The sequence below is a fragment of the Paenibacillus sp. FSL K6-2441 genome, from assembly GCF_037964765.1.
Classification (GTDB): Bacteria; Bacillota; Bacilli; order Paenibacillales; family Paenibacillaceae; genus Fontibacillus; species Fontibacillus phoenicis.
This window is the reverse complement of record NZ_CP150174.1, coordinates 3707248-3733937: the sequence shown is the minus strand read 5'-3', so window position 1 is coordinate 3733937 and position 26690 is coordinate 3707248. Positions and strand designations below refer to the sequence as shown.

Genomic DNA, 26690 nt, shown 5'->3' with positions numbered 1-26690 from the left:
GAAGGGTGATCCGATATGAATGTTTATCCGCTTGAAGTCAACCGATTAACCGTCGCTTATCAGAAAAAGCCGGTGTTAAGATCGGTCTCTTTTCACATCCCGGAGGGGCAGTTGATTGGGATTCTGGGTCCCAACGGAGCGGGGAAATCCACGCTGCTCAAAGCCGTACTGGGGTTGCTTCCGACCCTGGACGGTGAAGTTCGCATCTATGGCAAATCCTATCGGGAGCAGCGCAAATTGATCGGCTATGTGCCGCAGCGCGAATCGGTGGATTGGGATTTCCCAACCCATGCGCTGGATGTCGTGATGATGGGCCGTTACGGCCAGCTTGGCTGGTTTCGCCGCCCCGGAGCGAAGGAACGGCAAATCGCGCTGGAGTGTCTGGCGAAGGTAGGGATGGCGGAGTATGCCGGGCGTCAGATCAGCCAGTTATCCGGCGGTCAGCAGCAACGGGTGTTTCTGGCCCGGGCTTTGGCACAAAACGCGCAGGTGTATTTTATGGATGAACCGTTTGCCGGTGTCGATGCCACCACGGAAAAAGCGATCATTGCCCTGCTGCACGAATTAAAGGAGCAAGGGAAAACGGTGCTGGTGGTGCATCACGATTTATCCACGGTGAAGGAATATTTTGATCACGTGCTGCTGCTGAACGGTGAATTGATTGATGCCGGACCTACCGGGGAGACGTTTACACCGGAAAATTTGCACAAGACCTACGGTGGGAAGATTGCCATGCTGGCCGATTTCGGCGCGGTGCCTGCGGGGACGGTGTGATGCGATGCTAACAACATTATGGCAATGGATAACGGATCCGAACCTGCAATGGATTCTAATGGGATCCTTGTTGCTTGGCTTGGGCAGCGGCGTCATCGGCTCTTTCACTTATCTTCGCAAGCAAAGTCTGCTTGGAGATGCGTTAGCGCATGCCGCGCTGCCAGGAATCTGCATCGCCTTTATGCTAAGCGGCGTCAAATCCGTGGGTCTGTTTATGCTTGGGGCCATCCTCGCCGGGGTGGCAGCGACGTTTGGTATCTCCGCCATTACCCGCTACACGCGGATCAAGCAGGACGCGGCGCTTGGAATCGTATTGTCGGTGTTCTTTGGCATCGGCATCGTGCTGCTGACCCAGATCCAGCACAGCGGCAACGGGAACCAAAGCGGGCTCGACAAATACATGTTTGGCCAGGCGGCTTCGATGATGCTGGCTGACGTTTACTTGATGGGTGCGGTGTCCGTGCTGCTGATTGCGATATGCGCACTGCTCTTTAAGGAGTTGAAGCTGGTGAGCTTTGATCCCGGCTTTGCGAGGGGCATGGGGCTTAACGTGGCCTTCCTTGAGCAGTTGCTGTTGCTGATGACCGTGGTGGCGGTTGTCGTGGGCATTCAAGCCGTGGGTGTCGTGCTGGTAGCCGCCTTATTAATCACCCCGGCGGTTGCTGCGCGGTACTGGACCGACGCGCTGGGTGTGATGGTCGTGCTGGCCGGCGCTTTCGGAGCGCTGTCAGGGGTCACCGGTACGCTGATCAGCTCCACTTTGTCGAACCTGCCGACTGGGCCGGTGACAGTGTTAGCGGCGACCGCCTTGTTTTTCGTCTCCGCCGTGTTTGCGCCAAATCGGGGGCTGCTGGCCAAGTGGATACGCCGCTGGCGCAGCCGCAGCGAAATACAGCAACCGATGGAGCTGGCGATGATCCGGCAGGCTGGAAACACGGTGAATGCAGCCGAGAGGGGAGCGGAATAACATGGCCGATTTTTGGATTATTTTGACCGGCACGCTGGTCGCGGCGACGTGTGGAATTTTGGGTTGCTTTTTGGTATTGCGAAAAATGGCCATGGTCGGGGATGCCATCAGCCACTCCGTGCTGCCTGGCATCGCCATCGCGTTTCTGATCAGCAGCTCGCGGGACTCCTTACTGATGCTGATTGGGGCCGCCGTGCTGGGGCTGATCACCGTGTTCCTGATCCAGGCGCTGCAGCAAAGCGGCCTGCAATCCGATGCCTCAATCGGCATCGTGTTTACGGCGCTGTTCGCCGTTGGTGTGATCCTGATCAGCCGGAACGCTTCGCATATTGACCTGGACCTGGATTGCGTGTTGTTCGGCGAAATCGCCTATGTCCAATGGGACACCTGGATTTGGAACGGCTACGATATGGGGCCGGTTGCCGTCTGGATGCTGGGCGGGACGCTGCTTATCGTGCTCGCGGCCATCCTGCTCTTCTACAAGCAGTTTAAGCTATGTGCCTTTGATCCCGCGTTAGCGGCTGCAGTCGGCATCCCGGTTGCGTTGTTCCACTATCTGCTGATGGGGCTTGTTTCGCTGTCGACGGTGGCCTCTTTTGAGAGCGTAGGGGCGATTCTGGTCGTCGGCATGCTGATTGTCCCGGCTTCGGCGGCTTATCTGCTGACGGATCGACTGAGTGTAATGCTCGGTTACAGCGTGTTGATCGGCGCTGTGAGCGCCATCGCCGGCTATTACGCCGCCAAATGGCTGGACGCTTCGATTGCCGGCTGTATGGTCGCCGTGGCCGGGCTCCTGTTTCTGCTGGCGTTGATGTTCTCGCCGAAGCATGGCGTGATCGCCCGGTTTGGGAAGAAGCAGCGGAAACGCGAGGGGTTGCATTCTGCGGCAGCTTAAGGCGACGAGAATCGTAATATGAACGTAAAAATCGCCGGTTAACACGAATACGACACGGTTTTGTCAAGTTTTTGCCACCAAGCGACGGCCTTCTCCGTATTACTTATTAAAGTTAGCCGGTCAATCGGTCCGGCTAGACCACATATTAAGGGGAGAGGGATTCATATGGAGACAGGTACGCAGCAGCAAACCAAGAGGAATATGTCCGTGGGGAAATGGATTTCTACGGCCATTATTGTCATTGTCGTCCTGATCGTCGGATCCAACAGTTATGCACAGGTCGAATATGGTCATGTCGGCTTGTACAAAACGTTCGGGAAGTTAAATGATAATGTTTTGGCCCCGGGCATGCATTTTAAAATACCGTTTGTTCAAACCGTCATTCAGGTGAATACGCAGGTGACCAAAACGGAAACAGATACAACCGCATCATCGAAGGACCTGCAGCCGGTATCTACGCATGTTGCCGTGAACTATTCGGTGAACAAGGAGTCGGCTTACAACCTGATGAACAATATCGGTGGCAATTACGATACGGTCATTATTAACCCGGCGGTGCAGGAGATCGTCAAAGAAGTGACAGCTCGCTACCAAGCTGAGGAATTGATTGCCAAGCGTGACGTTGTCGCCGGGGAGATCAGCGAGCATTTAACCTCCCGTTTGGCCAAATACGATTTAATCGTTAACGAAATTAATATCGTCAACTTTAAGTTCTCCGACGCGTTTAACCAATCGATCGAAGCGAAGCAGGTAGCTCAGCAACAGGCGCTGAAAGCGAGCAACGATCTGAAGCGGATTCAGATCGAAGCGCAGCAGAAGATCGCTCAGGCGGAAGCCGAGGCTGAGGCGCTGAAGCTGAAGAAGCAGGAGGTTACACCGGAGCTGGTGCAGCTGAAACAGATCGAAGTGCAGGAGAAGGCGCTGGAAAAATGGGACGGCAAGCTCCCGCAAGTTACAGGCGGCGCCACACCGTTCATTGATATTGAGTCGCTGACCAATCAATAATAATCGCATCAAATAATATGGGCCCTCGCTCTTTATAAAGAAAGGGGGTTCAGATCATCCGGGCCGCCCTTGAAGGGCGGCCTTTCTATTACCTCAAGTATAATGGGAAAGAGCCTCAGATGATATTCGGCGTGGAATCCCGGATAATTGGCTTGGTGTAGATATGGGAAACCTGATAAGGTTGATTCGGGTTGTTAATCCGCGAGAGAAGCATTTCGGCTGCCTTTATCCCCATCTCGTTGCTGAAAATATGGACTGTCGTCAAATGAGGTTCGACAATCACGGATTCGGGGCCGTTGTCGAAACCGCAGATGGCGATATCCTGCGGAATCGACAGTTTTTTGTTCTTCAAAGCCTTCATGACACTGACAGCAATGTAGTCGTTTGCGCAGACAAAAACAGAAGGGAGATGCGGTATCCCGGCCATCCGCTCGTCCATCCATTCGGGATGAGAGAAGAATCGGTCGTCGTCAACCACGCACTGGGACAAATCAAGGGTTATGCCAGCTTCAGTCAGCGCACGATTAAATCCGGTCCATCGCTCGTTAAAGCTTCGGCAATGGTTATAATCGCCGACGAATCCGAAAGTTTTATACCCGCCATCAATCAATTTCTTGGTAAGTTGATAGGTGCTGTGTTCATTCTCCATCAGCAGCACGTCGGCACGAAAATCTGGATAGCAAACGTAAGCCGAGCAGTCGATAAAGATGGTCGGGATGCCAAGCTCGGTGATGAGCTTGCTGTATTCCAGGTCAAACAACTCGATGCAGATGATGCCGTCCACATTGGCTGCGTCGAAATTGTTCGGCAACGATAAGGTCTGTTGCTCAATGTCCCTGATAATATGGATGGACAGGTTGTAGCCTTCGGCGCTGATTCTTTTTTCCAGACCGCTGATCAGGGTGGAGCCGAAATGGGATGTATTCGGCAAGTTCTCCGTCAGCAAAGCAATGTTGCCCGAACTCTTGGACAATAGACTGTCGCTGTCCATAAATGCAAACTGCTTGTATTTCAGCTCAATGGCCTTTCTAATCACTTTATTGCGCGTTTCCGCCGGGATGCTCTCGCTCCCGTTCAACGCTTTGGAGGCCGTGTTGCGGGAAATCCCCAAAGCATCGGCGATATCCTGAATCGTTACTTTTTCCTTCGCCATTATTTCACCTCTATGAAAAGCCGCAATTACGATAAATAGCGGTTTGATTATGTATGTTCTCTCTCAAATGTATAATAGATCAAAAAAAATAGCAACATTAATTTTACATATGCACAATTGTTGTTTACATTATAAAACTTGTGATTGTCAAATAAATCGCTGAGATATGAGATGAAATCGTTGACTCAGCCTAGGATAGAACGTAAGAATTGTACGATTTTTTTGCCGAATTCGGTCGAATTATCATTTTTTTCAAATAAACAAGCGTTTTTGTGAAATAAAAGTGGCAATATATTTAGCAAATGCACAAATAATATTTTTACAAATTGTATTGACTTCAATGATTTGCTTTGATAAATTGTAAATGAAACAGGGTGCATCCAATTAGCAAATGTCATTTATGCAAGCCCTTACTTGTTAAGAAAATGTAAACTAAATGGGGGAACGGAGGAAAAAAATTGCAAAGCATAATAAAGGGCGGACAGAGAAAGACAGTGCCTGGAAAAACTCGCGGACAAAGCCTTTTGGAATATTTGCGGAAATACGGTTTTCTCTACTTGCTGCTTGCTCCGGCCTTGATCTTAACCTTGATCTTTAAGTACGGGCCGATGTATGGTGCGGTGATCGCGTTTAAAGATTTTAGCCCGATCAAAGGCATTTTGGGCAGCGATTGGGTGGGGCTTAAAAATTTCGACAAGTTTCTGTCTTCGCCCAATTTTGAAGTTATTTTTATGAATACGCTTAAATTAAGCTTGCTTGGGCTTGTCTTCAGTTTTCCCGTGCCGATCCTGCTGGCGCTGATGCTGAATCAGGTCCGCCGGGCGGGGGTGAAGAAGAACATTCAGCTGTTTTTGTACGCTCCCAACTTCATCTCGGTTGTGGTCGTTGTCGGGATGCTGTTCATCTTCCTGTCGCCAACAGGCCCGATCAATCAACTGTTCGTCTGGTTCACCAATGAACCGATCATGTTCATGTCGCGCCCGGAGTATTTCAGGTGGATTTATATTTTGTCGGATATCTGGACCGGAGCGGGGTGGTCTTCCATCATTTATGTGGCCGCGCTTGCGAACGTCGACCCGGAGCTGCATCATGCAGCCCACCTGGACGGCGCCAACCTGCTCCAGCGGATCCGCCACATCGATTTGCCAACGATCCGTCCGATTATGGCGATCGTGTTCATCCTTGCTGCGGGCGGGATTATGTCGATCGGGTTCGAGAAGGCTTACCTGATGCAGACGGCCATGAACCTGCCGACCTCGGAAATCATTCCGACCTACGTATACAAAATCGGTTTGCAGTCCGGAGATTACGCTTACTCCGCTGCGGTGGGACTGTTCAACTCCATCATTAATGTCATCTTGCTCGTGACCGTGAACTTTGCGGTTAAAAAGCTGAACGAGGGCGAAGGTCTCTACTGATGAGGCAGTAGAACTCGCACTGTTATCGAAAGGAGCCAACTGCCATGCCCATCAAACATTCGAAATTCGACCGTTTTCTACTGGCTTTAAACGCCGCCGGGTTAGCGTTCGCCGTACTGATCGTCGTCGTCCCGCTGATATATGTTGTCGTGGCTTCGTTCATGGACCCTTCCGTGCTTCTCAGCCGCGGCTTGTCCTTCCATATTGCCGACTGGACGCTGGACGGTTATGAGAAGATTCTGACCAATCCCGCGATGATCCGGGGATTTGCGAATGCCGTACTGTACTCGGTCTCCTTCGCTTTGATCACCGTGACGGTATCGATCTTTGCGGGCTATGCCCTCTCAGATCACCGACTGGTTGGCCGCCGCTTTTTTATGACATTGTTTTTGATCACGATGTTTTTCGGCGGCGGGCTCATTCCGACTTATCTCCTGGTCAAGGAGTTAGGCATGATCGATACGGTCTGGGCGGTGATTATCCCCGGCGCAGTCAACGTATGGAACATTATTTTGTCCCAGACGTTTTTCAAAGGCGTGCCGAACGAACTGAAGGAGGCCGCCAACGTCGACGGCGCCTCCGAAGCGAAAATCTTTTTCCGCATCGTGCTGCCGCTTTCCAAACCGATCGTTTTCGTGCTCGCGCTATATGCCTTCGTCGGCCAATGGAACGCATATTTCGACGCGATGATCTACCTTGACAATCCAAACTTGCATCCGCTGCAACTTGTGCTCCGCTCGATTCTGATTCAGAACCAGGTCGATCCCGGCATGATTGCAGACCAGTTGGCTATGGCGGAAATGAAGCGGCTGTCGGAGATGATCAAGTACGCGGCGATCGTGATTTCGAGCCTTCCGCTCGTCGTAATGTATCCTTTTTTTCAGAAATATTTCGAGAAAGGTGTCATGGTCGGCTCCCTGAAATAACGGCCGGCTGCACATAAAAGCATTGCCTAAAGCACAAATCCGGGAGGTTAAAGACAATGAAAAAAAGCCAAAATTTGAAACTCACGTGCAAAGCCATATCCTTATCCGTGCTTGCATCCGCTCTGCTGCTGTCCGCCTGCGGCAATGGGAAAAGTGCAGGTTCAGCCGACAAGGAGCCGGATCCGAGCGGAAAAATCACGCTGAACATGATGACGCAAAGCTCGCCACTGGCGCCCGCAAATCCTAACGACAAGCTGATTTTCAAGCGGCTGGAGGAAAAAACGAACGTCCATATCAATTGGAAGAACTTCACCAAGGACGTGTTCGTGGAAAAAAGAAATCTCGCCATGGCCAGCGGCGATCTTCCCGACGCAATTTTCGACGCTGGCTACAGCGATTATGAGCTGCTCAAGCTGGCCAAGGACGGAGCGATTATCCCCTTGAACGATCTGATCGAGCAACATATGCCGAATTTCAGAAAGGTACTGGACGAAGCGCCAGAATACAAGGCGATGATCACCGCGCCGGATGGTAACATTTACGCTTTTCCGTGGATCGAGGAGCTCGGCACGGGCAAGGAGCGAATTCAGGCTGTCGATGCCGTTCCGTGGATCAATGTGGAGTGGCTGAACAAGCTGGGCCTGGAAATGCCGAGAACGACGGAGGAATTGAAGCAGGTGCTGATCGCCTTCAAAACCCAGGATCCGAACGGAAACGGGCAGGCTGACGAAATTCCGCTCTCCTTTATCAATAAGCCGGGAGCCGAGGATTTGGTGTTTCTGTTCGCCGCGTTTGGCCTGGGTGAAAATCCCGATCACGCGGTGGTGACGAACGAAGGGAAGGTCGTATTTACGCCAGCGGAAGAAGGCTACAAAAACGCCGTGAAATATATCAACGAGCTGTACAAAGAAGGACTCATCGATGTCGAAGCGTACACGCAAGACTGGAGCACGTATCTGGCTAAAGGCAAGGACCATAGATACGGCTTGTACTTCACCTGGGATAAGAGCAATATCACGGGCGCTAATGACAGCTACGAGGTTATGCCGCCATTAGCCGGGCCGAGCGGTGAAATCAATGTGGCTCAAACGAATGCGCTGGGCTTTCACCGCGGCCGGATGGTCATTACGAGCGCTAATCAAAACCTGGAGGCGACGGCCAAATGGGTGGATCAGATGTACGAACCGATCCAATCTGTACAGAACAACTGGGGCACTTACGGTGACGAGACACAGCAAAATATCTTTGAGTATGACGAAGCAAGCAACAGCCTGAAGCATTTACCGCTAAACGGAACCGCTCCGGTCGAACTGCGCGAAAAAACGAGCGTCGGTGGCCCGCTGGCGATCCTGGACAGCTATTTTGGCAAATATACCACCGTACCAGATGACGCCAAGGAAAGAATGCGAATCGTCAAGGAGGTTATGGCACCACATATGAAGTCGGAGCAGGCGATGCCCAATGTGTTCCATTCAATCGATGAACTGGAACGCTTGACGACGATTGAGACAGACCTCTTCGCCTATGTGCTGAGAAAGCGCACTGAATGGTACCAAAACGGCAAAATCGATGAGGAGTGGAGCAGTTATTTGCAGGAGCTGGATCGTTTGGGACTGCAGGAGTGGCTCAAAATTAAACAAGACGGCTATGACCGGGCAACGAAGTAGTAATTGGAGAAGTGATTGAGAATTTCCTTGATAGAAAAAAAGATTTCATTAAGGGATAGAAGGAGAGACGCTGGAATGTTGACAATCGCCAAGCAAAACTACAGGGGAAGGTATCATTTCTCGCCGAAGGAAAAATGGATGAATGATCCGAATGGATTGGTTTATTTTGCTGGAGAATACCATCTATTCTTTCAGTATCATCCTTACGGAACGACCCACGGGCCGATGCATTGGGGCCATGCAGTAAGCAAAGACCTGGTACATTGGGAGGAGCTTGATATTGCGCTCTTCCCCGATGAGAACGGAACGATTTTCTCGGGAAGTGCGGTGGTGGATTGGCGCAATACGACCGGCTTTTTTGAGGAGGGGCCGGGGCTGGTCGCAATCTTCACCCATCATCTCGAAATGGAAGGAAAACCGCCCGTGCAGACACAAAGTCTGGCCTACAGCACGGACAAAGGCAGAACATGGACGAAATATGCGGGAAATCCGGTGCTGAGACATGATCGCTGCGTCGATTTCCGCGATCCCAAGGTGTTCTGGCATGAAGACACCCAGTGCTGGATTATGATCGTCGCATGCGGACAGACGGTGGGCCTGTATCATTCGCCCGACTTGAAAAACTGGACATTAGGCAGTGAATTCGGGCAGGGGTTCGGCTTCCACGAAGCGGTTTGGGAGTGCCCTGATTTGTTCCCGCTGGCGGTGGACGGCGTTCCTTCCAGAACCAAGTGGGTGATGCTGGTCAGCGTGGGCGATCATCCAGCTTATGCGGAAGGGTCGAGAACGCAGTATTTTACCGGGGATTTCGACGGCGTGACATTCACGCCCGACGAAGACTCGCGGAATGTCCGCTGGCTGGACCATGGCCGGGATAATTACGCGGGCGTTAGTTGGTCCGATATTCCAGCAGAGGATGGCAGACGGTTGCTGATTGGCTGGATGAGCAACTGGAAGTATGCACAGCTGACACCGACGGAATCATTTCGAGGCGCGATGACGGTACCGCGGGAACTTGCGTTAGAATCCCGTAACGGAACGACCGTTCTAACGCAGAGACCAGTTCGAGAACTGGAGCGTGTGCGCCGAACGGTGCTCAGCCTGGCGAATGTCGCTGCCGGGGAAGTGGAAGTCGCACTGCGTTCCTTGCGGCTGGACAGCTTCGAACTGGTTGCAGAAGCTGCACCCGGCGCGTCCTTTGCCTTTAAGGTCAGAGCGGGGGATGGCCAGGAGACGGTTGTCGGCGTGAACGCGGCTTCCGGTGAGGTCTATGTAGACCGCACGAAGTCGGGGCAGCATGAGTTCCACGAGCAATTCCGCGGCGTACACTCAGCCAAGCTGCATTCCGCAGGGGAAAAGCTCGAGCTGCGCATTTTCGTGGACCGAGCCTCCGTCGAAGTGTTTGCCAATGCCGGGGAGGCGGTCATTACCGATCTGATCTTCCCTGGACCGGAGGCCACCGGCATATCTCTGGCGGCGGAAACGGAATTTGTTCTGAAGTTGCTGACGATTTATGAGCTTGCACCATAAGCGGTCGTTAAATGAGGCCGATGAAATATACAAGATGCGGGACCACCTTAGTACTGTATCAAAAAAGGAGACAACGACAATGCGCATAGGAGCAATTGAGGCTGGCGGGACAAAATTCGTCTGCGGCATTGGGGATGAGTATGGTGTGATTGAGGACAGCATCAGTTTTCCAACAGAAAGTCCGGAGATTACGCTTGGCAAAGCGATTGCTTATTTGAAGGACAAACGGGTGGAGGCGATTGGGGTCGGGTCATTTGGCCCCATCGATCTTCGGCAAGACAGCCCCACCTACGGCTATGTGACCACAACGCCGAAACCCGGTTGGAGCCGGTTCGATTTCCTCGGCGCGCTGCGCCGCGAATTCTCGGTCCCCTTGGGCTGGGATACCGACGTGAACGCGGCCGCGCTGGGGGAAGCGGCGTGGGGGGCCGCCCGGGGCCTGAACAGCTGCCTGTATTATACGGTGGGAACGGGCGTTGGGATCGGCGTCTATCTGGAAGGCCGGCTGGTGCATGGGCTGGTTCATCCGGAGGGCGGCCATGTGCCGGTAAGGCGGCACCCGGGCGATGATTTCGCGGGCCGCTGCCCGTATCACGGCGATTGCCTGGAAGGCATGGCGGCGGGGCCGGCGATCGAAGCCCGCTGGAAAACCAAAGGGTATGAGCTGTCAGGGAATCATCCCGCTTGGGAAATTGAGGCGTTTTATCTTGCCCAGTCGATTACGGGGGCGATGCTCTTGGTCTCGCCGGAAAAGGTCATCCTGGGCGGCGGGGTCATGCAGCAGCCCCAACTGTTCCCGTTGATCCGGGAGGCGGTGCGCCGAAATCTGAACGGATACTTAAACGCCGGCGAGATTTTGGAGCGCTTGGAGGAGTATATCGTGCCTCCCGGCCTTGGGCAGCAAGCAGGGCTTTGCGGCGCTTTGGCATTGGGGCTGAAGGCGTTAACCGGGCCGCTTCTTTCTTCTTAAGTGCAAGCGAAGAAAGCGTGCCGGAGGGAGGCGGTGGCCGTGATCCATGGCCTCCTGCGCCGGAAGCCAAAACAAGTATGTATCTCTTACAGGAAAAGAGGGTGTATCATGGGTAAAGGAAAATCCGTATTATCCATCCTTTTGTCCTCCGCACTTATTTTTGCCGGGCTTGATGCAGGGATAGTCCGGGCGGCAGGTGCGGAGACGGAAACGGGAAAGGAGGCTAACGCAATTTTTGAAAGCGCAACCAAATTAGAGACGAATTTGACTGGCTGGCGAATCGAGGGAAAAGGCCGAATGGAGACGGTGGAGCAGGGGCTTCTGCTCGTCTCGGAGCCGAGGGAGAACGTGATGGCCCTGACGGAAACCCGGGCGGCCGATTTTATCTATGAAGCCGACGTCATGGTAACGGAGAGGCAGGCGGACGCCACGTTGGTATTCCGCTCCAATCAGGACGGTTGGTCCTCCTACATGCTTCAACTCGTGCTGAACGCGGGGTTGATCCGGCTAAAGGACGCGAGCGGAGAAGGCAAGCTGCGGGAAGAAAGGCGGGTGGATTTGGCCGAGGGAGAAATCTATCATCTAAAGGTCAAGGCCGAAGGAAGCCGACTTCAGGTGTATTGGGGAGACCGCTATGAACCGTTAATTGACGTGCATGATGAGGCTTACGCTTCCGGGTATTTGGGCCTGAACGTTTGGGACGGTTCCGCGCTGTTTCAGAACGTGAAGGTCAGCGAACTGAACAGCAATTTAGGCGCGGCGATCGCGAGTTCGGGAGCTTGGCAGCCGGACCTGCGGGGGGAGCTGGGAACGGCGGACGGTTCCCGGCGGGCTCTGCGGATATATGAGGGTTATGAACGGGATCTCGTGCTGGAAGGAAACGTGTCTTTTGCCGCCGATCAGGGGGATGCTGGTTTGCGGTTCAGAGCGAACGAGCAGGGGACGGATACGAGGCGGCTTTGCGAAAAGACGGCGGCCAGGTTTGGGCGGAGCTGAGAAAAGCGGACGGCCGCGTCATCGCGGCCTCGGAACGTGCTTACCCGTCAGCTTCCAAAGCAAGGCACCATCTGGAAATCCATGCGCTCGGGAGCCGGATTCAGGTCTATGTGGACGGATACACCGAACCGGCTGTGGATGCCGTTGACAATAGTTATGCGGACGGTCACGCGGGATTTGCGGTATCCGGGGGAGCGGCATATTTTCAGGACGTCTATTTGACTGCGGCCAATGATTATTATACGGAAAAATACCGCCCCGACTACCATTATTCGCCCGCCCGCGGGTCGGCAAGCGATCCGAACGGACTGGTCTATTACGAAGGGGAATACCATCTGTTTCATCAGGATGGCGGAACTTGGGCGCACGCGGTCAGCACCGATCTCGTTCAATGGAAGCGCTTGCCCATCGCTTTGCCCTGGAACGATTTGGGCCATGTCTGGTCGGGTTCGGCCGTCGCCGATCTCCACAATGCCTCCGGCTTGTTCGCGGATTCCGGGGGCAAAGGCCTGCTTGCTTATTATACTTCCTATAATCCGGACCGCCCGAACGGCAACCAGCGCATTGGGCTGGCGTACAGCAAGGATCGCGGCCGCACCTGGGAGTACGCCGCAGAGCGCCCGATCGTGATCGAAAATCCGGGCAAGCAGGGGGACGATCCGGGAGGATGGGATTTTCGCGATCCCAAGGTCGTGCGGGACGAAGAACATAACCGCTGGGTTATGGTTGTGTCCGGCGGCGACCATATCCGCTTTTTCACTTCGACCAACCTGATCGACTGGACGCTGACCGACAACTTCGGATACGGGGCTTATGTCCGCGGCGGCGTGTGGGAGTGCCCCGATTTGTTCCAACTGGCTGTGGACGGTACGGTCAAGAAAAAATGGGTGCTCATGATCAGTACGGGTGCCAACCCGAATACGCAGGGTTCGTCGGCGGAGTATTTTATTGGGGAGCTTACTCCCGAAGGCAAGTTCGTTAACGACAACCCTGCCGGCAAGGTGCTGGCGACCGATTACGGAAAAGAGTACTACGCCTCTATGTCTTTTGCCGGTATGCCGGATGGACGCAGGGTAATGCTGGCCTGGATGACGAACTGGGATTACCCGTTTGCTTTTCCGACCGAGGGTTGGAAGGGGGTTCTAAGCATTCCGCGCGAGTTAACGCTGCAGAAGACGAACGAGGGAATCCGCCTGGCACAGGCGCCGATCCGTGAGCTGGAATCGCTGCGCGGCCAGCTGCTGTTTGCGGCGTCGGACCGCCTCGTCCAAGCGGATAGGGAGAATTTACTGAAAGGCGTGTCCTCCGGAGCCTATGAAATTGAAGCCGAAATTGAAATTCCCCAGGCCAGCAATGTGAGCGAATTTGGTTTCCGCCTCCGGGAGGGAGCCGGAAAGCGGACGGTCGTCGGGTACAAAACAAAAGAGAACGAGATTTACGTGGATCGCTCCCTTTCCGGCGACACCGGCTTCTCCGACCGGTTCAGCACGCTTCATCAGGCGCCGCTTCAGCCGGACAACCGGCGCGTGAAGCTGCGGATTTACGTGGACGATTCCTCGCTGGAGGTATTCGGAGGGGATGGCCGCGTAGTATTTTCGGAGGTGATTTTTCCCGATCCTGCGCACCGTGAAATGAGCCTTTTTACTGTAGGTGGAGAGGTGAACGTGGTTTCCTTGAAAGTGCACGCACTAACAAACGTATGGAACAAGGCGGCGGAGAGCCAAACCTCCATCGTGATGGACACGAGCCCGCAGCAAATGGGGCTGGGGGACACCCGGACCTTGTATGCGGCGGTGAACGGCGGCGTGAAAGGCGGGTGCAGCGGCGGTTCGGACGTCAACCAAAATCAGCCGATCCGCTGGGAGACGAGCGATCCGCAAGTCGTGGCCATCACCTCGTTCGATCAGCGGCAGGCGGTGATTCGCGCGGCCGGCCAAGGAGAGGCGGTGATTACCGCCTCCACTCCGAACGGGAAAGCGTCGGCCAGCGTACCGGTGAAGGTGTTTGCCGGGGAGTTCCATACGAATCTGATCGGCTGGGCTCCTGATTTGGCGGCATCCTCCTGGGTGGCGACGGAGCGGGGCATCCGCGGCAGCTACTGGAGCGACGCTCACTATGTGGCGGAGGAGACGGCCGGGGATTTTGTATATGAGGCCGAAATGACGCTGGACGAAAAGGGCGGAGCGGGCTCAGTTCTATTCCGGGCGAGCCGGGACGGGCGCAGCGGGTACTATTTTAATATCGATCCGAATATGAAAGCCTTCCGCTTGTTTTACAAAATCGATGGCGCATTTGCCGACCGCCAGGTGCTGGCCAACGTGCCGGCATTCATCCAGCAGGGAAAGAAATACGCCATCGTTATCGAAGCGGACGGGCCGCGTATCCGGATTTCCGTGGATGGTGCAGGGATCATTGACCTTACCGACGGAACGTTTGCGGAAGGGCATTTCGGCCTTCACGTCTTTGGCGGCGCGGCGTATTACCAAAACGTCAACGTCAGCCGGGTGGAGCAGGCCAAGCTGCGGAAGACAAGCTTCGTTAACGCCGGCGCGAACACGTCGCTGTATGCAGCGAAAGCGGAAAACGGCGAACCGGTCGCGCTGCTCCCGGCCGGGGATGGGGAGGCGTCCTCCCGGACTTGGGTTATGGTGCCGACCGGAGACGAGTTGGGCTCCTATTCGATTCGCACCGCCGCGGGAGGCAAAGCTTTGGACCTCGATACCGGGCAAAACAAACTCCAGCTGTACGATTATCTCGGCTACGACAATCAGCGCTGGCTGCTTCGCGACAATGGCGACGGCACGGTAGCCATTCTGTCGCTTCACAACCAGCAAGCGCTTGAAGCTTCGGCGGACAGCGGCTCCTTGTACTTGAACGAACCGGATCCGGCGCTGGACCGGCAAAAATGGCAAGTGGTCGATGTCGGTGCTCCGTGATGCTTCGGTTTTTATAGTTATAGCTTCCGGATTGGTTAATTAAGGGTTCCCAATTAGCGGAGAATTTTCTTCTGCTTGGGAGCTCTTTTTGTTGGGTTTCCGGGATTATGGTAAAATGGCGGTATGCTGTTTAGAGAGTCAGAAACTTGCGGATGGGGGGAGCTGTCTGTTGTTGAAATATAAACTGTTAGCGCTCGATATGGATGGAACTTTGCTGAACGACGATCTGCAAATCTCGCCGGAGACAGAACGTTGGATTCGGAAAGCGGCGGCTGCCGGGGTTCATGTCTGCTTGTCAACGGGACGCGGTTACCGGGAGGCGGTTCCGTATGGCGATCAGCTTGACCTTGGGACGCCAATGATTACGGTGAATGGAAGCGAGGTTTGGAAGTCGCCGCATGAGCTGTATCGTCGGGTGCTGCTTGATCGATCGCTCGTTTCGCGAATGTACGACATTTCCCGGGAAAAGAATGTCTGGTTCTGGGCCTACGCCGTGGAAGGCAATTATAACGAAGGGAACTGGCAACCGGAATTGTTGGAACAGAATCATTGGATGAAGTTTGGCTATTTTACCGAGGATGATGAGGTGAGGGGAGAGATATTGCGGGAGCTGCAAGCGATGGGCGGCCTTGAAATCACGAATTCCTCGCCGCACAACTTGGAGATCAATCCGAAAGGGATCAGCAAGGCCAGCGGCATACAGACGGTGTGCGGGCTGCTTGGGCTGGAGATGTCCGAAGTCGTCGCGATCGGAGACAGCTTAAATGACTTGGCTGCGATTGAAGCCGCGGGTCTGGGGGTTGCGATGGGGAACGCCCAGGAGGCCGTGAAGGAGAAGGCCGATGTCGTGACCACGTCGAATAATGAAGATGGCATTGCCTGGATTATTCGGGATTATATTTTGACAGGGGTGTGAGAAAATGGCGCTGTCCGTGATTGGCTGGATTTTGGTGATTGCCCTGTTTGCCGTGGGGATGGCCGGAGCGGTGTATCCCGTATTGCCTGGGGTGCTCGCCATATATTTTGCCTTTTTTGTGTACGGATGGTTTTTCTCGTTTGAGTCGTTTGGCCCCTTCTTCTGGATTCTACAAACGTTGATCGTGGTCGCGCTGATGGTGGCGGATTATGCGGTCGGGGCTTGGGGCGTCAAAAAATTCGGCGGCAGCAAGCTGTCCGTCTGGCTTAGCACGATCGGCATTATCATCGGTCCGTTTGTTATTCCGGCTTTTGGTCTGGTACTAGGGCCGTTGCTGGGTGCAATGATCGGGGAATTGATTAAGGGCGAGTCGCTCACCAAATCGTTTAAAGTGGGCATTGGTTCCGTCGTTGGCTTGTTTAGCAGCATGGTGGTCAAGGTGATTTTACAGCTGGTGATGATCATCGTGTTTATCATTTGGATCGTTGCATTTTAGTTTTCATTCTAGTTAGCACTTATATGGATTGCGGGAAAGAAGGAATTGCTTTTGTCCAAGAAGGAATCGTTTATTAAAGGCACGTTAATTTTGGCGGGAGCCGCGCTGATCGCAAGGGTGCTTGGCTTGTTCCAGCGCGTTCCGTTGGAGCACATCCTTGGAGATATCGGGAACGCGTCGTATTCGCAAGCGAATGCGGCGTATTTCATGCTGTTAACTTTAGCAACGGCGGGGATCCCGAGTACGCTGAGCAAAATGGTGTCGGAGCGGCACGCGCTGAACCGGCCGGAGGAGGCGCGGCGCGTGTACCAGGCGGCGCTGCTCTTTGCCGGTGTGGCGGGCTTGGTCATGTTCGTGCTGCTGTATGCCTTGGCGCCCTATTATGCGGAAGCTTCCGGCGTTCCGGAATCGGTGATGGCCATTCGTGCCCTGGCGCCGGCCTTGCTGCTGTTCCCGCTGATCGCTATGATCCGAGGTTACTTGCAAGGTCGGAATATCATGATCGCCGGGGGGGTTTCACAGGTCATCGAGCAGATCGTGCGGGTGGCGGCCGGCATTATTTTGGCGTTCGTGTTGTTCCACTGGGGCTATTCGGGCGAAAAGATCGCGGCCGGCGCGACGTTTGGCGCGGTGCTCGGCGGAGTTGCCGCACTGATCGTGATGTTGGTGTACAGCATGAAGCTGCAGCGGAAAGACCAGGCCGCGGGGCGAGGAAAGCCGCGGGGCGATTCCGGTCGTCTGCCGTTTAAGCGGATCTATGCGGAGATCTTTAAGCTGTCGATTCCGATCGTGCTAACCGCGCTGGCGGTACCGGCGGTCAACTTCATCGATAACTCGATCCTGAAGCCGTTGCTGACCGGGCAAATCGGCTCCGGACAAGCCACCTACATCCTCGGGATCCTCGGCAACCGGGCGCAGATGATCGCCGGGATTCCGCCGATTCTGGCGATTGCGCTCAGCCAATCGCTGGTGCCGATCATCTCCGCCGCATACGCGCGGAAGGACCAGGAACATCTCCAGCGTCAGGTCACCCTGGCGATGCGAGTCGCAGTGTTGAGCGGGATGCCGATTATCCTTGCGCTGGGCACGGCGGCTTACTCTGTGAACGGGCTGCTGTTCAGCACCCGGGACGGCAGCAGCATCGTGGCGTTGCTGACGTATGCGACGATTTTTCAAATTACGATGATGACCAGTAACTCGATTCTGCTTGGGGTAGGCAAAGCTAATTTGTCGATGGTGCACGTGGCCATCGGGATTCTCGTGAAGCTGGCGGCCAGCTATGTGTTTGCGCAGTTTTGGGGGATATATGGCATCATTATCGCCACCGGACTCTGCTTCTTTGTCATCACGCTGCTGAACGTTCGGGCGATGAAGCAAATCGTGCCGTTCTCGCTCATGGGCAGCCGCTGGGGCGGTTTCCTGGTGACGGTCGTGGTGTTGTCCGGTGTCGGCTACGGCCTGAACCAGGCCGGAATTCAAATGGTGGACCTGATGCCGGCGCGGGTCGCCTTCTTCCTGACCTGCTGTATCGTTGGCGTGGCAGTAGTCGCACTTTACCCAGTGCTGCTCATCCTGCTGCGCGTCGTCCGGAAGGACGAGCTGGCTAGCTACCCAGCCCCCCTCCGCAAAATCCTCTCCCCGCTCATGCGCCTGCAACACGGCGGCCGAGATCGTCAAGTTCAGTGAGGAAGAAGTACGTCGGGGATGCTTTGATGTAGCTTTTGCACGATTATCCCATTGGCTCAGGAAAGCTAGAAGTGCGAGGGGATGCCACACGCGGTTGCAGAGGGGCGGGCGGTAGGTTGATGGGTAAAGCTCGGCTAACTAAGGTATCCTGCGTGAGCGCTTTTGCATGATTATCCCTTTGGTTAAGGAAAGGTGGAAGGTACGAGGGGATGCCTCATGTGGTTGCAGTGGGGTGAGCGGCAGGGCGTTGGGTAAAATGTATATTCACTTGTGTTGCTTTTGAGTTACCTGATCATACGGGATAATGGTGAAAAAGAGCTGGCAAGGGAGGTCCCTCGGGGGGAGGAGGGTAGACGAAGACGGGAGCGGGGGTGACGTTCAACTCAACCTCAACCCCGGTCAGTCAATGCTCCTCCACCGCATCGTGCACAAATGCGGTGGTGAGGATGCCGTTCCTGTGCGAGCGGCTGATGTCGCACAGGAACGGCGCCTTTGGCGCGCTGATGTCGTCCAGCGCGCGGGTGTCTTTGAGCCAGTCCTCCCTAGAGATTGGCTCGTAGGCGGTGTCGCCCCAAGCGCTGAGCAGCTTGGGGCTGTAGAGACGCTGGCCCGGCGGCAGCGTCTCCTGGGCGAGAAGCTCTGACCCCTGTACCTTGGCGGTCAGAGCTTCTTCTAAATTGGCCGTGAACAGTTCCGGCCAATAGTCCGCCCGCGAGCCGCTGTGCGGCACGCTCGCGGCGAAGCGCTCCGCGCCGCTGCGCACGGTGCGGTAGCCCATCAGCATCGCGTACAGGCTCTTGCCTAACGCGATGCGGGCCTGCAGGCTGCCGAAGTCGGAGACGGTGCGCCCCGCAAGGCGGCGCATTTTACCCCCGGCAGCCCCGTCCACTCCCGCCGCTTCGCTCAGCGGGAACACCACCTGGTTTAATCCAGCCAGGCTGAACAGGCGGAAGTTCATTTTTTCCGTGACATGCTTCTGGAAGTAAGGATGGCGCACCACGCGTTTCTCAATATAATTCTGCTCGTTGATGATGAGTCCGACGGTCAGCAAGGCGCTGCCGCGGTCGATCCAAAACCGCTCCCAAAACGGCCGCATAAAACGGGAAACGTGAAAATACGGCAGCAAGTGGAACCGGCTGGCTCCGAACTCCCGGCTAATCATGTACAGTCTAAGCTGCGGATAAGCGTCCTGAAAAATCAGGGCGTTGCAACGTTCCAGAAACCGATACGTGAGCCGTTTCTCTTCGGCATCAATCACATCAGCCATTCGGCTGCTGTGCAGGTCTGTCATGTTCCAGCCGGCGTTTCGCGAGACCATATGCGCGAGGAAAGCCCAGTGCAGCTCCGGGCAAGCTTGATAGCAGGCGAGATAAGCCGCCGTCCGGCTGATGTTGTTCGCACCGGCCAAACGGGTTTCCTCAGCGATTGCTTCGGCCAACTGCAAATCCTCGGCGCTGTAATCTTCACCTGCTGACGCCGTCCGAGCGGCCGCAGTGCGCCGCAGCAACTCCTCGATCTCGCTGATGACCGTACGGGCGGCCGCTTCGTTCCAGCCCAAATCAACCGTCTCTTTCCGCAATTCAGAAGAATCGGAAAGCACGGCGGTTTTGTTTTTGAGCATGGTTGAGATTGCGGCGGGCAGGCTGGACATCCATCTTCTCAGGTTGACAGCCTTCCCATTGTCTTGGCGGTGGTCCCCCATGGATTCCGCCTCCCTTCTACCTTAGATCGAGCGTCCGAATATTTGGCGGCCGGCTAGGCATAATACGATCTAGTATGTCCAAAAAGATTGACTTCCACTCCCGCTTCTGGTTGACTAGAAGTATCCTGATGAAAGGAAGGATCATCCATGAAAAAAATTACGTCCCCCGCGGAATTTCAAGTCAGCATTCAATCCAGCAACTTAATCGTAGCGGTCTTTAAAGCCGACTGGTGCTCGGATTGTAAATTCATAGATCCGTTTATGCCTGAGGTTGAGGCGAAATACGAAGGTCGACTGACGTTGATTGAGGTCGATGTGGACCAAGTTGGCGAGGTCAGCCAGGAGCAAAACATTCTCGGTATCCCCAGCTTTGTCGCCTATACCGACGGCCGCGAGCTGGTTCGGTTCGTGAACAAACTCCGCAAATCCCGTGAGGAAATTGAGGATTTCCTGAACAAGGCGTTGGATGTGTATCATACGCTCCATGACACGCCGGAAACCCGGGATACGTTATAATCCAAAAATCAAACGCCATTATATTCATCACACCGCCGCAGGGAAATCCCTTGCGGCGGTGTCGATTTTTCAACATTTTCTATGAAAGTGGTTACTTGATCGGTTATAATGAAAAGGATTAGCGATTAACTTAAAGGTGTGAACCGTTTTGCATACGAAATCTTTAAAATGGCTCAGTTACGCCTCTTGTTTTGTCATGTTCCTGGCGACGCTTGGGGGCAGCGTTGTGACCAAAACGGAATCAGGACTCGGCTGCGGCAATGATTGGCCGCTCTGTCACGGGAAGTTTGTCCCGGCTCATACGCTCGCTTCCATGATCGAATATTCTCACCGGGCAGTCAGCGGGGCGGCCGGTTTGTTTTCTTTGGCGGCGTTTGTCGCGTTTTGGATGTATCGGAAGAACCGCAAGGATCTGCAGTTGTATTCCTTGATGGCCTTAGTTTTTGTCATGGTACAGGCCGTGATGGGAGCGATGGCGGTCATTTACCCTACGTCGTCCGCCGTTATGGCGCTGCATTTCGGGTTCTCGTTGATCGCATTCGCCAGCTCGATCATGCTGGTTCTAGGCGTTCGCGAGGAAGAACGCGGACAAGCTGACCGCAGCGCGGGGCGCCGTCCGCAGGACCCTATGCGCCCATCTGGTTCGGCAGCCCGCGTGTCTAAAGCGTTCCGCAATCTGACCTGGTTTGCGACGGGCTATACGTATATCGTCGTTTATCTCGGTGCCTATGTCAGCCATACGGACTCGGCGGGCGGATGCAGCGGCTGGCCGCTATGTAACGGTCAGCTCATTCCCGGATTATCCGGCGGAGAAGGGATCGCCTTTATTCACCGGGTTGCGGCCGCTCTGTTGCTGGTCGTGATCGCAACGGTTGGCCATTTTGCCTTCCGCAAGCATCCGGAACTGCCGGACATCCGCAAGCTGGGCGTTGCTGCAACGGTGCTGGTGATCGTTCAAGTGTTGACCGGGGCGACCATCGCGCTGACGTTAAACAATTACCACGTTTATCTCTTCGCTTCGCTGGCCCATATTATCGTGTTGGCCTCCTTGTTTGGGGTCTTGTGCTATTTAAGCGTCCGAACCTGGCAGTTGAGCCGAACAGCCAAGGAGGCACAGGCTGCGCCGGCTGACAAAGCCGTTTAACTGGCACTTCTTGACGTCCGGCTTCGGCGTGACTTCCGCGATTACGTCGGGATTGTCATGAATCTGTAGAATGACAGGGCCTCCCGAGGAGTGTGAGGTAAGGTATACTTTTGTCTATAGTGTAAAGTGATGCAACGACCGGGTGATGACCCGGTCTTTTAGGAGGATCAGGAGATGAGCTACAAGAACCTGCGTCAATGGATCGATGCACTGCAAAAAGAAAACGACCTGGCGATCATCGATGTGCCGGTTGATCCTTACCTGGAGTTGGCCGAAATTCACCGGCGGGTCATTGACGACGGCGGCCCGGCTTTGCTGTTTACCAATGTCAAAGGTACGCCTTTCCCCGTGGCAACGAATCTGTTCGGAACGCCTCGCCGGGTGGAGATGGCCTTTGGTCCCCGGCCTGAACAGCTTGCTAACCAACTGGTTGACGCGATACATAAACTGCTGCCGCCGACACCTAAAGCGATTTGGAATGAGCGCGGGCTAATCCGCGACGTACTGAAGGTCGGCATGAGAACGGTATCCAAAAAAGACGCCCCCATTCTGGACGTCTGCCGAACGGAAGCGCCGCTGAAGGACCTGCCGAAGGTGACCAGCTGGCAGAAGGACGGTGGCCCGTTTATTACACTGCCGCTTGTATATACGGAAAATCCGCTGCAGCCAAAAGAAAACAATCTGGGGATGTACCGGATCCAATTGTATGATGACCAAACTACCGGCGTGCACTGGCAAATCCAAAAAGGCGGAGGGTTCCACTACCATGAGGCGGAGAAACGCGGCGAGCCGTTGCCGGTATCCGTGTTCCTGGGCGGACCTCCAGCCATGATCGCCTCGGCGATCTCGCCGGTGCCTGAGCATCTGTCCGAGATGCTGGTCGCTTCCTTCATTCTCGGCGAGAAGCTGCCGATGGCTGAAAACCCGCTGGGCGGCCACCGCATTCCGGCCGAATCGGAATTCGCCATCTTTGGGCTGGTGCCTCCGCATGAACGCCGACTCGAAGGTCCCTTCGGCGACCACTTTGGATATTATTCCTTGCAGCATGAATTCCCGGTGCTGCACGTCGGACATATGTGGCATCGGAAGGATGCTATCTACCCGGCGACGATCGTCGGTAAACCGCGTCAGGAGGATTATTATCTAGGCGATTTCCTGCAAAAGCTGCTGTCGCCAGCCTTCCCGATCGTAATGCCGAATGTGCGCTCGCTATGGACGTATGCGGAGAGCGGGTTCCATGCGCTGAGCTCGGCGGTCGTCCGTGAGAGCTATTCCCGCGAAGCGCTGGTGTCCGCCTTCCGCATTCTGGGTGAAGGCCAGCTCTCGCTGACCAAATTCCTCATGCTGACGGACAAGCTGATTGATCTCGCAGATTTCCGTCTGCTGCTGAAGACGGTGCTGGAACGTTTTGATCCGCGCACGGATCTGTTCATTCTAAACAACACCTCGCATGATACGCTGGATTATACCGGCCATAAGCTGAACCACGGCAGTAAGGCGATTCTGATCGGCGTAGGCGAGCCGATGCGCGAGCTGCCCCGGGCGTACGAAGAAGGTGAAATCGCGGAAATCGATGCGATCCAAGTTTTTCATGACGGATGTCTTGTCGTTTCTGGTGCATCCTATGAGGACGAGCCGGAGCTTGCTGAGCGTCTGCTGGGCCGTCTTCGCGAACGCGGGACCGCTTGGCCGCTTGTGGTATTGGTGGATAACGCCGAAGCGGCGGCCCATGATCAAACGGCGTTCCTGTGGACGGTGTTTACGCGGTTTAATCCGGCCAGCGACATTTACGCGGCTTCCGAGGTGCGTCAGCATCATCTGTCCTACAGTTTGCCGCTGGTCATTGATGCCCGCATGAAGCCGGGTTATCCGGATGAGCTGTTCCCGCAAGAGGATATCGTGTCCTTGGTGGATCAGCGTTGGAAATCCTACTTTCTGTGAAAAGGGGAATGCCTATGCTGCGAAGCTTGCTTGGGGAGCCGCCTCGCCAAAACGAGGGGCGGTTGGCCGAAACGATCAGCGCGATGACGCAGACCGTGAGGCTGCTGCAGAAGGAAATCAAGGAGCATCAAGACCCTACGCATGATTTCCGCAAGCTGGAGATTTGGGTGCACGGCTTGATCACTTCGTTGGATGAGCTCGAACAATGCTTATATGCCGCCACCTTTTTTCGCAAAAAGGTACATACCGAATTCGTTGAAGACATGGATCCGGTTGAACGGGCGGATTATGCAAGATATGTGTATTTTTACAAGGACGGATTCATTCGCGTGTTCTCGGCGCTGGACAAGCTCGGGACGGTGCTCAATGAGCTGTTTGATTTGAACACATCGAAGGTGAAGTCGCGTTTCTCTTATTTTACCGTGCTGCGCCAATTTGCTGCTTTGAAGACTCACACCGAGCTGGGGAACCGGTTGAACGCGATTAAAGAGACGTACCGGGAAGCGCTAGGCGTGTTGCGGCGCCGAAGAAATACGGAGATTCACTACATGAACTCGGAGATGAAGGACGACTTGTGGCAACGGCATCAAGCGTTGTTCGGAAAGGTCGCTCTGGAGGACTTGGATCAGCATATCCGTGAGCTTGAGCAGGGATACCAAATGGTTTGCGAAACCTATTTCACGGTTTTTGACTACATCAATCATAGATGGAAAAAAATTACGGCGATCTAACCCGATCGCCATTCTTATTTTTCCTCTTTACAAAACGAACAAAACTCATTATACTCATCAATAGTTTTACATGACAGGTTAACAACGATGTAATCTCGCAAATGACTCTTTTAATTTCATATTTTATTTCTTATCGAGAGAGGCGGAGGGAAAGGCCCGATGAAGCCCAGCAACCGATTCGCCCGTGAAATGATTTGCAGGATGTAGCGCACTCGTCACGGCGGAATGTCATGGTGCTAATTCCTTCAAAACCGATGTGATTTACTCGGTTTTGGCAGATGAGAAGGCATTGTCTTTACGTAAAGAGAGCCCTTTGAATCTGTTAGGGCTCTTTTTCTTTAAGATATCAGAAAGTATAAACTTCGGAGCATTGGCATCCTGATATCGCAAGACAAACTTCCGCTAAACGCGGTCTGTCTACTTTGAATGTACGTCGATAGACGTTTTTCTTAAGATATCAGAAAGTATAAACTTCGGGGCATTGGCATCCTGATATCGCAAGACAAACTTCCGCTAAACGCGGTCTGTCTACTTTGAATGTACGTCGATAGACGTTTTTCTTATATTTACGCCATGCTAGGAACAGGAGGTTAGCCGATTGATTGAACTTAAGGGCATTACGAAAATCTATCGCACCAAAAAAACGGCGACCCCCGCACTGTCCGGATTAAATCTGAGCGTTCGCAAAGGGGAAATCTTCGGCGTCATCGGTCATTCCGGTGCCGGCAAGAGCACGTTGATCCGCTGCATCAATTTGCTGGAGCGCCCGACCGAAGGTGAGGTGTGGGTCGGCGGGGTTGAGCTGACGAAGCTCGGTAAGCGTGAGCTGCAGCAGCAGCGCCGCAAGATCGGCATGATTTTTCAACATTTCAACCTGCTGTCATCGGCTACCGTTTATGATAATATCGCATTTCCGCTGACGCTGATCGGAACGCCGAAGGCGGCCATCGCGGAGAAGGTCAATGAGCTGCTGGCTCTCGTCGGCTTGGAGGAGCATCGTCACAAGTATCCGGCGCAGCTCTCCGGTGGTCAGAAGCAGCGCGTCGGCATCGCCCGGGCCTTGGCCAGCGAACCGGATGTGCTGCTGTGCGACGAGGCCACTTCGGCGCTGGATCCACAGACGACGGATTCCATCCTGAAGCTGCTGCTGGACATCAACAAGCGGTTCCAGCTGACGATCCTGCTGATTACGCACGAGATGCATGTCATCCAAAGCATCTGCGACCGTGTGGCGGTTATTCACCAAGGAGGCATCGTGGAAGAGGGGCCGGTGACGGAGGTGTTCCTGAAGCCGAAACATCCGGTGACCCGGGAGTTTATCCACCGGGAGTCAGGGGACGAAGGCTTGAAGCTGGCGACTTCGGTTCCGCATCCTGCGTGGGCGAAGCTGGTGAAAATCACGTTCCTGGGAGCGAAAACCTACGAATCGGTGTTGTCCCAGGTCGTTCGGGAAACCGGCGTCAACTTTGCCATCCTGCAAGGCACGATCTCAGCGATTAAGGATATCCCGTACGGTCAACTGACCGTATCGTTTGAAGGCGAAGATGACCAGGTGGAGCGCACGCTGTCGCTCCTGCGGGAACGCGACCTTGACGTGGAGGTGATCGAATAATGCGTGGATTGGATCTCGGAACCATCGATTGGGCAGAGATGGGTGTGGCCACGCTGGACACCCTAAAGATGATGGGTTTTGCAACCTTGTTTACTTTCTTGATCGGGCTTCCGCTCGGGGTGTTGCTGTACACCTTCTCGCGTTCTCAATCCTTGGTATTAGGATGGGTTTACCGGATAATTTCGCTAATTGTTAACATCCTTCGCTCGGTTCCGTTCATTATCTTGATCGTTGCGTTAATTCCGGTTACGCGGGCGATCATGGGCGTATCCACCGGTGTGGAGGGGACGATTCCGCCGCTGGTGATCGGGGCAGCCCCGTTCTTCGCCCGGTTGGTGGAAACGGCGCTGCGCGAGGTGGATCGCGGAGTGATCGAAGCTTCCCAAGCGATGGGCGCTTCCTCGTTCCAGATCATTCGCAAGGTGCTGCTGCCGGAATCGCTGCCCGGCCTGATCGCGGGCATGACGATTACCGTAGTCACGCTGGTGTCCTATACCGCCATGTCGGGCATGGTCGGCGGCGGTGGTCTCGGTGACCTGGCGATCCGTTACGGGTATTACCGGTACGAGACGGGAATCATGATCGTTTCGGTGATTTTTATGGTCATTCTGGTGCAGGTGCTGCAAATGCTGGGTGACCGCTTGGTGATTTATTTTACGCGGAAATAAGGAAACTTAAATATATAGAAGCATCCTTATTCAAAAAACCT

The 26690-nt window shown here is 54.5% G+C and carries 20 protein-coding genes, 1 pseudogene and 1 riboswitch; of the genes and pseudogenes, 19 read left to right on the top strand and 2 right to left on the bottom strand.

The genetic code is table 11. The features are described 5' to 3' along the window. Positions 1-15 precede the first annotated feature (15 nt). From NSQ80_RS17220 to NSQ80_RS17205, 4 genes are all read left to right on the top strand, one after another. Entirely contained in the window at positions 16-774 is a 759-nt protein-coding gene (locus tag NSQ80_RS17220; RefSeq protein ID WP_009224756.1) for a metal ABC transporter ATP-binding protein, read from the top strand. Between the two features lie 4 nt (positions 775-778). Then, on the top strand, positions 779-1741 hold the full coding sequence (locus tag NSQ80_RS17215) for a metal ABC transporter permease (RefSeq protein ID WP_339300095.1): 963 nt from the start codon (positions 779-781) through the stop codon (positions 1739-1741). A 1-nt stretch (position 1742) separates the two neighbouring features. Then, entirely contained in the window at positions 1743-2636 is an 894-nt protein-coding gene (locus tag NSQ80_RS17210; protein ID WP_339300094.1) for a metal ABC transporter permease, read from the top strand. A 165-nt stretch (positions 2637-2801) separates the two neighbouring features. Continuing rightward, positions 2802-3641 carry a prohibitin family protein gene (locus NSQ80_RS17205; protein ID WP_339300092.1) on the top strand — a complete coding sequence of 280 codons (840 nt, stop codon included), beginning with the start codon at positions 2802-2804 and terminating at the stop codon, positions 3639-3641. Positions 3642-3756: 115 nt separating this feature from the next. Here NSQ80_RS17205 and NSQ80_RS17200 read toward each other — a convergent pair whose 3' ends face one another. Beyond that, a complete protein-coding gene (locus NSQ80_RS17200; RefSeq protein ID WP_323077674.1) occupies positions 3757-4794 on the bottom strand; it encodes a LacI family DNA-binding transcriptional regulator in 1038 nt (345 codons plus the stop codon). Between the two features lie 524 nt (positions 4795-5318). Here NSQ80_RS17200 and NSQ80_RS17195 point away from each other — a divergent pair. The 9 genes and pseudogenes from NSQ80_RS17195 (at position 5319) to NSQ80_RS17155 (ending at position 18335) form a co-directional block, all read left to right on the top strand. Further along, a complete protein-coding gene (locus tag NSQ80_RS17195) occupies positions 5319-6212 on the top strand; it encodes an ABC transporter permease subunit (RefSeq protein ID WP_323077673.1) in 894 nt (297 codons plus the stop codon). A gap of 44 nt (positions 6213-6256) precedes the next feature. After that, positions 6257-7138: a carbohydrate ABC transporter permease gene (locus NSQ80_RS17190; protein WP_323077672.1), complete on the top strand. Its 882-nt coding sequence runs from the start codon at positions 6257-6259 to the stop codon at positions 7136-7138. Between the two features lie 56 nt (positions 7139-7194). After that, a complete protein-coding gene (locus NSQ80_RS17185) occupies positions 7195-8805 on the top strand; it encodes an ABC transporter substrate-binding protein (RefSeq protein ID WP_339300089.1) in 1611 nt (536 codons plus the stop codon). Positions 8806-8880: 75 nt separating this feature from the next. Beyond that, entirely contained in the window at positions 8881-10335 is a 1455-nt protein-coding gene (locus tag NSQ80_RS17180; protein ID WP_339300087.1) for a glycoside hydrolase family 32 protein, read from the top strand. A gap of 79 nt (positions 10336-10414) precedes the next feature. Next, positions 10415-11305, top strand: a complete 891-nt coding sequence (locus NSQ80_RS17175) for an ROK family protein (protein WP_028539809.1) — start codon at positions 10415-10417, stop codon at positions 11303-11305. A gap of 108 nt (positions 11306-11413) precedes the next feature. Beyond that, positions 11414-15237: pseudogene (locus NSQ80_RS17170) on the top strand (GH32 C-terminal domain-containing protein). Positions 15238-15352: 115 nt separating this feature from the next. Next, positions 15353-16153, top strand: coding sequence for a Cof-type HAD-IIB family hydrolase (locus NSQ80_RS17165; protein ID WP_323079132.1), 801 nt, complete (start codon positions 15353-15355; stop codon positions 16151-16153). 10 nt (positions 16154-16163) lie between these two features. Then, positions 16164-16649, top strand: coding sequence for a DUF456 family protein (locus tag NSQ80_RS17160; RefSeq protein WP_036645012.1), 486 nt, complete (start codon positions 16164-16166; stop codon positions 16647-16649). A 51-nt stretch (positions 16650-16700) separates the two neighbouring features. Beyond that, positions 16701-18335: a polysaccharide biosynthesis protein gene (locus NSQ80_RS17155; protein WP_339300085.1), complete on the top strand. Its 1635-nt coding sequence runs from the start codon at positions 16701-16703 to the stop codon at positions 18333-18335. Between the two features lie 403 nt (positions 18336-18738). Here the strand turns inward: NSQ80_RS17155 and NSQ80_RS17150 are convergent, their stop codons facing one another. Further along, the gene (locus NSQ80_RS17150; protein WP_339300083.1) at positions 18739-20037 is read right to left on the bottom strand and encodes a DUF2515 family protein; all 1299 of its coding nucleotides are present in this window, start codon (positions 20035-20037) and stop codon (positions 18739-18741) included. A gap of 147 nt (positions 20038-20184) precedes the next feature. Between NSQ80_RS17150 and NSQ80_RS17145 the strand changes: the two genes are divergently transcribed. The 6 genes from NSQ80_RS17145 to NSQ80_RS17120 all read left to right on the top strand — a co-directional run bounded on the left by NSQ80_RS17145 (position 20185) and on the right by NSQ80_RS17120 (position 26649). Continuing rightward, positions 20185-20553 carry a thioredoxin family protein gene (locus tag NSQ80_RS17145; RefSeq protein WP_260070548.1) on the top strand — a complete coding sequence of 123 codons (369 nt, stop codon included), beginning with the start codon at positions 20185-20187 and terminating at the stop codon, positions 20551-20553. Positions 20554-20701: 148 nt separating this feature from the next. Then, positions 20702-21697, top strand: coding sequence for a heme A synthase (locus NSQ80_RS17140; RefSeq protein ID WP_323077663.1), 996 nt, complete (start codon positions 20702-20704; stop codon positions 21695-21697). 174 nt (positions 21698-21871) lie between these two features. Beyond that, positions 21872-23638, top strand: a complete 1767-nt coding sequence (locus NSQ80_RS17135; RefSeq protein ID WP_339300080.1) for a UbiD family decarboxylase — start codon at positions 21872-21874, stop codon at positions 23636-23638. A 14-nt stretch (positions 23639-23652) separates the two neighbouring features. Next, positions 23653-24369, top strand: coding sequence for a Cthe_2314 family HEPN domain-containing protein (locus NSQ80_RS17130; protein ID WP_009224767.1), 717 nt, complete (start codon positions 23653-23655; stop codon positions 24367-24369). Positions 24370-24496: 127 nt separating this feature from the next. Next, positions 24497-24654: riboswitch (SAM riboswitch) on the top strand. Between the two features lie 313 nt (positions 24655-24967). Beyond that, positions 24968-25981: a methionine ABC transporter ATP-binding protein gene (locus tag NSQ80_RS17125; protein ID WP_009224768.1), complete on the top strand. Its 1014-nt coding sequence runs from the start codon at positions 24968-24970 to the stop codon at positions 25979-25981. Next, positions 25981-26649 (top strand): methionine ABC transporter permease, encoded by a 669-nt coding sequence (locus NSQ80_RS17120; RefSeq protein WP_009224769.1) that lies wholly within the window; start codon positions 25981-25983, stop codon positions 26647-26649. Before NSQ80_RS17125 ends, NSQ80_RS17120 begins: the two co-directional genes overlap by 1 nt. Positions 26650-26690: the final 41 nt, after the last annotated feature.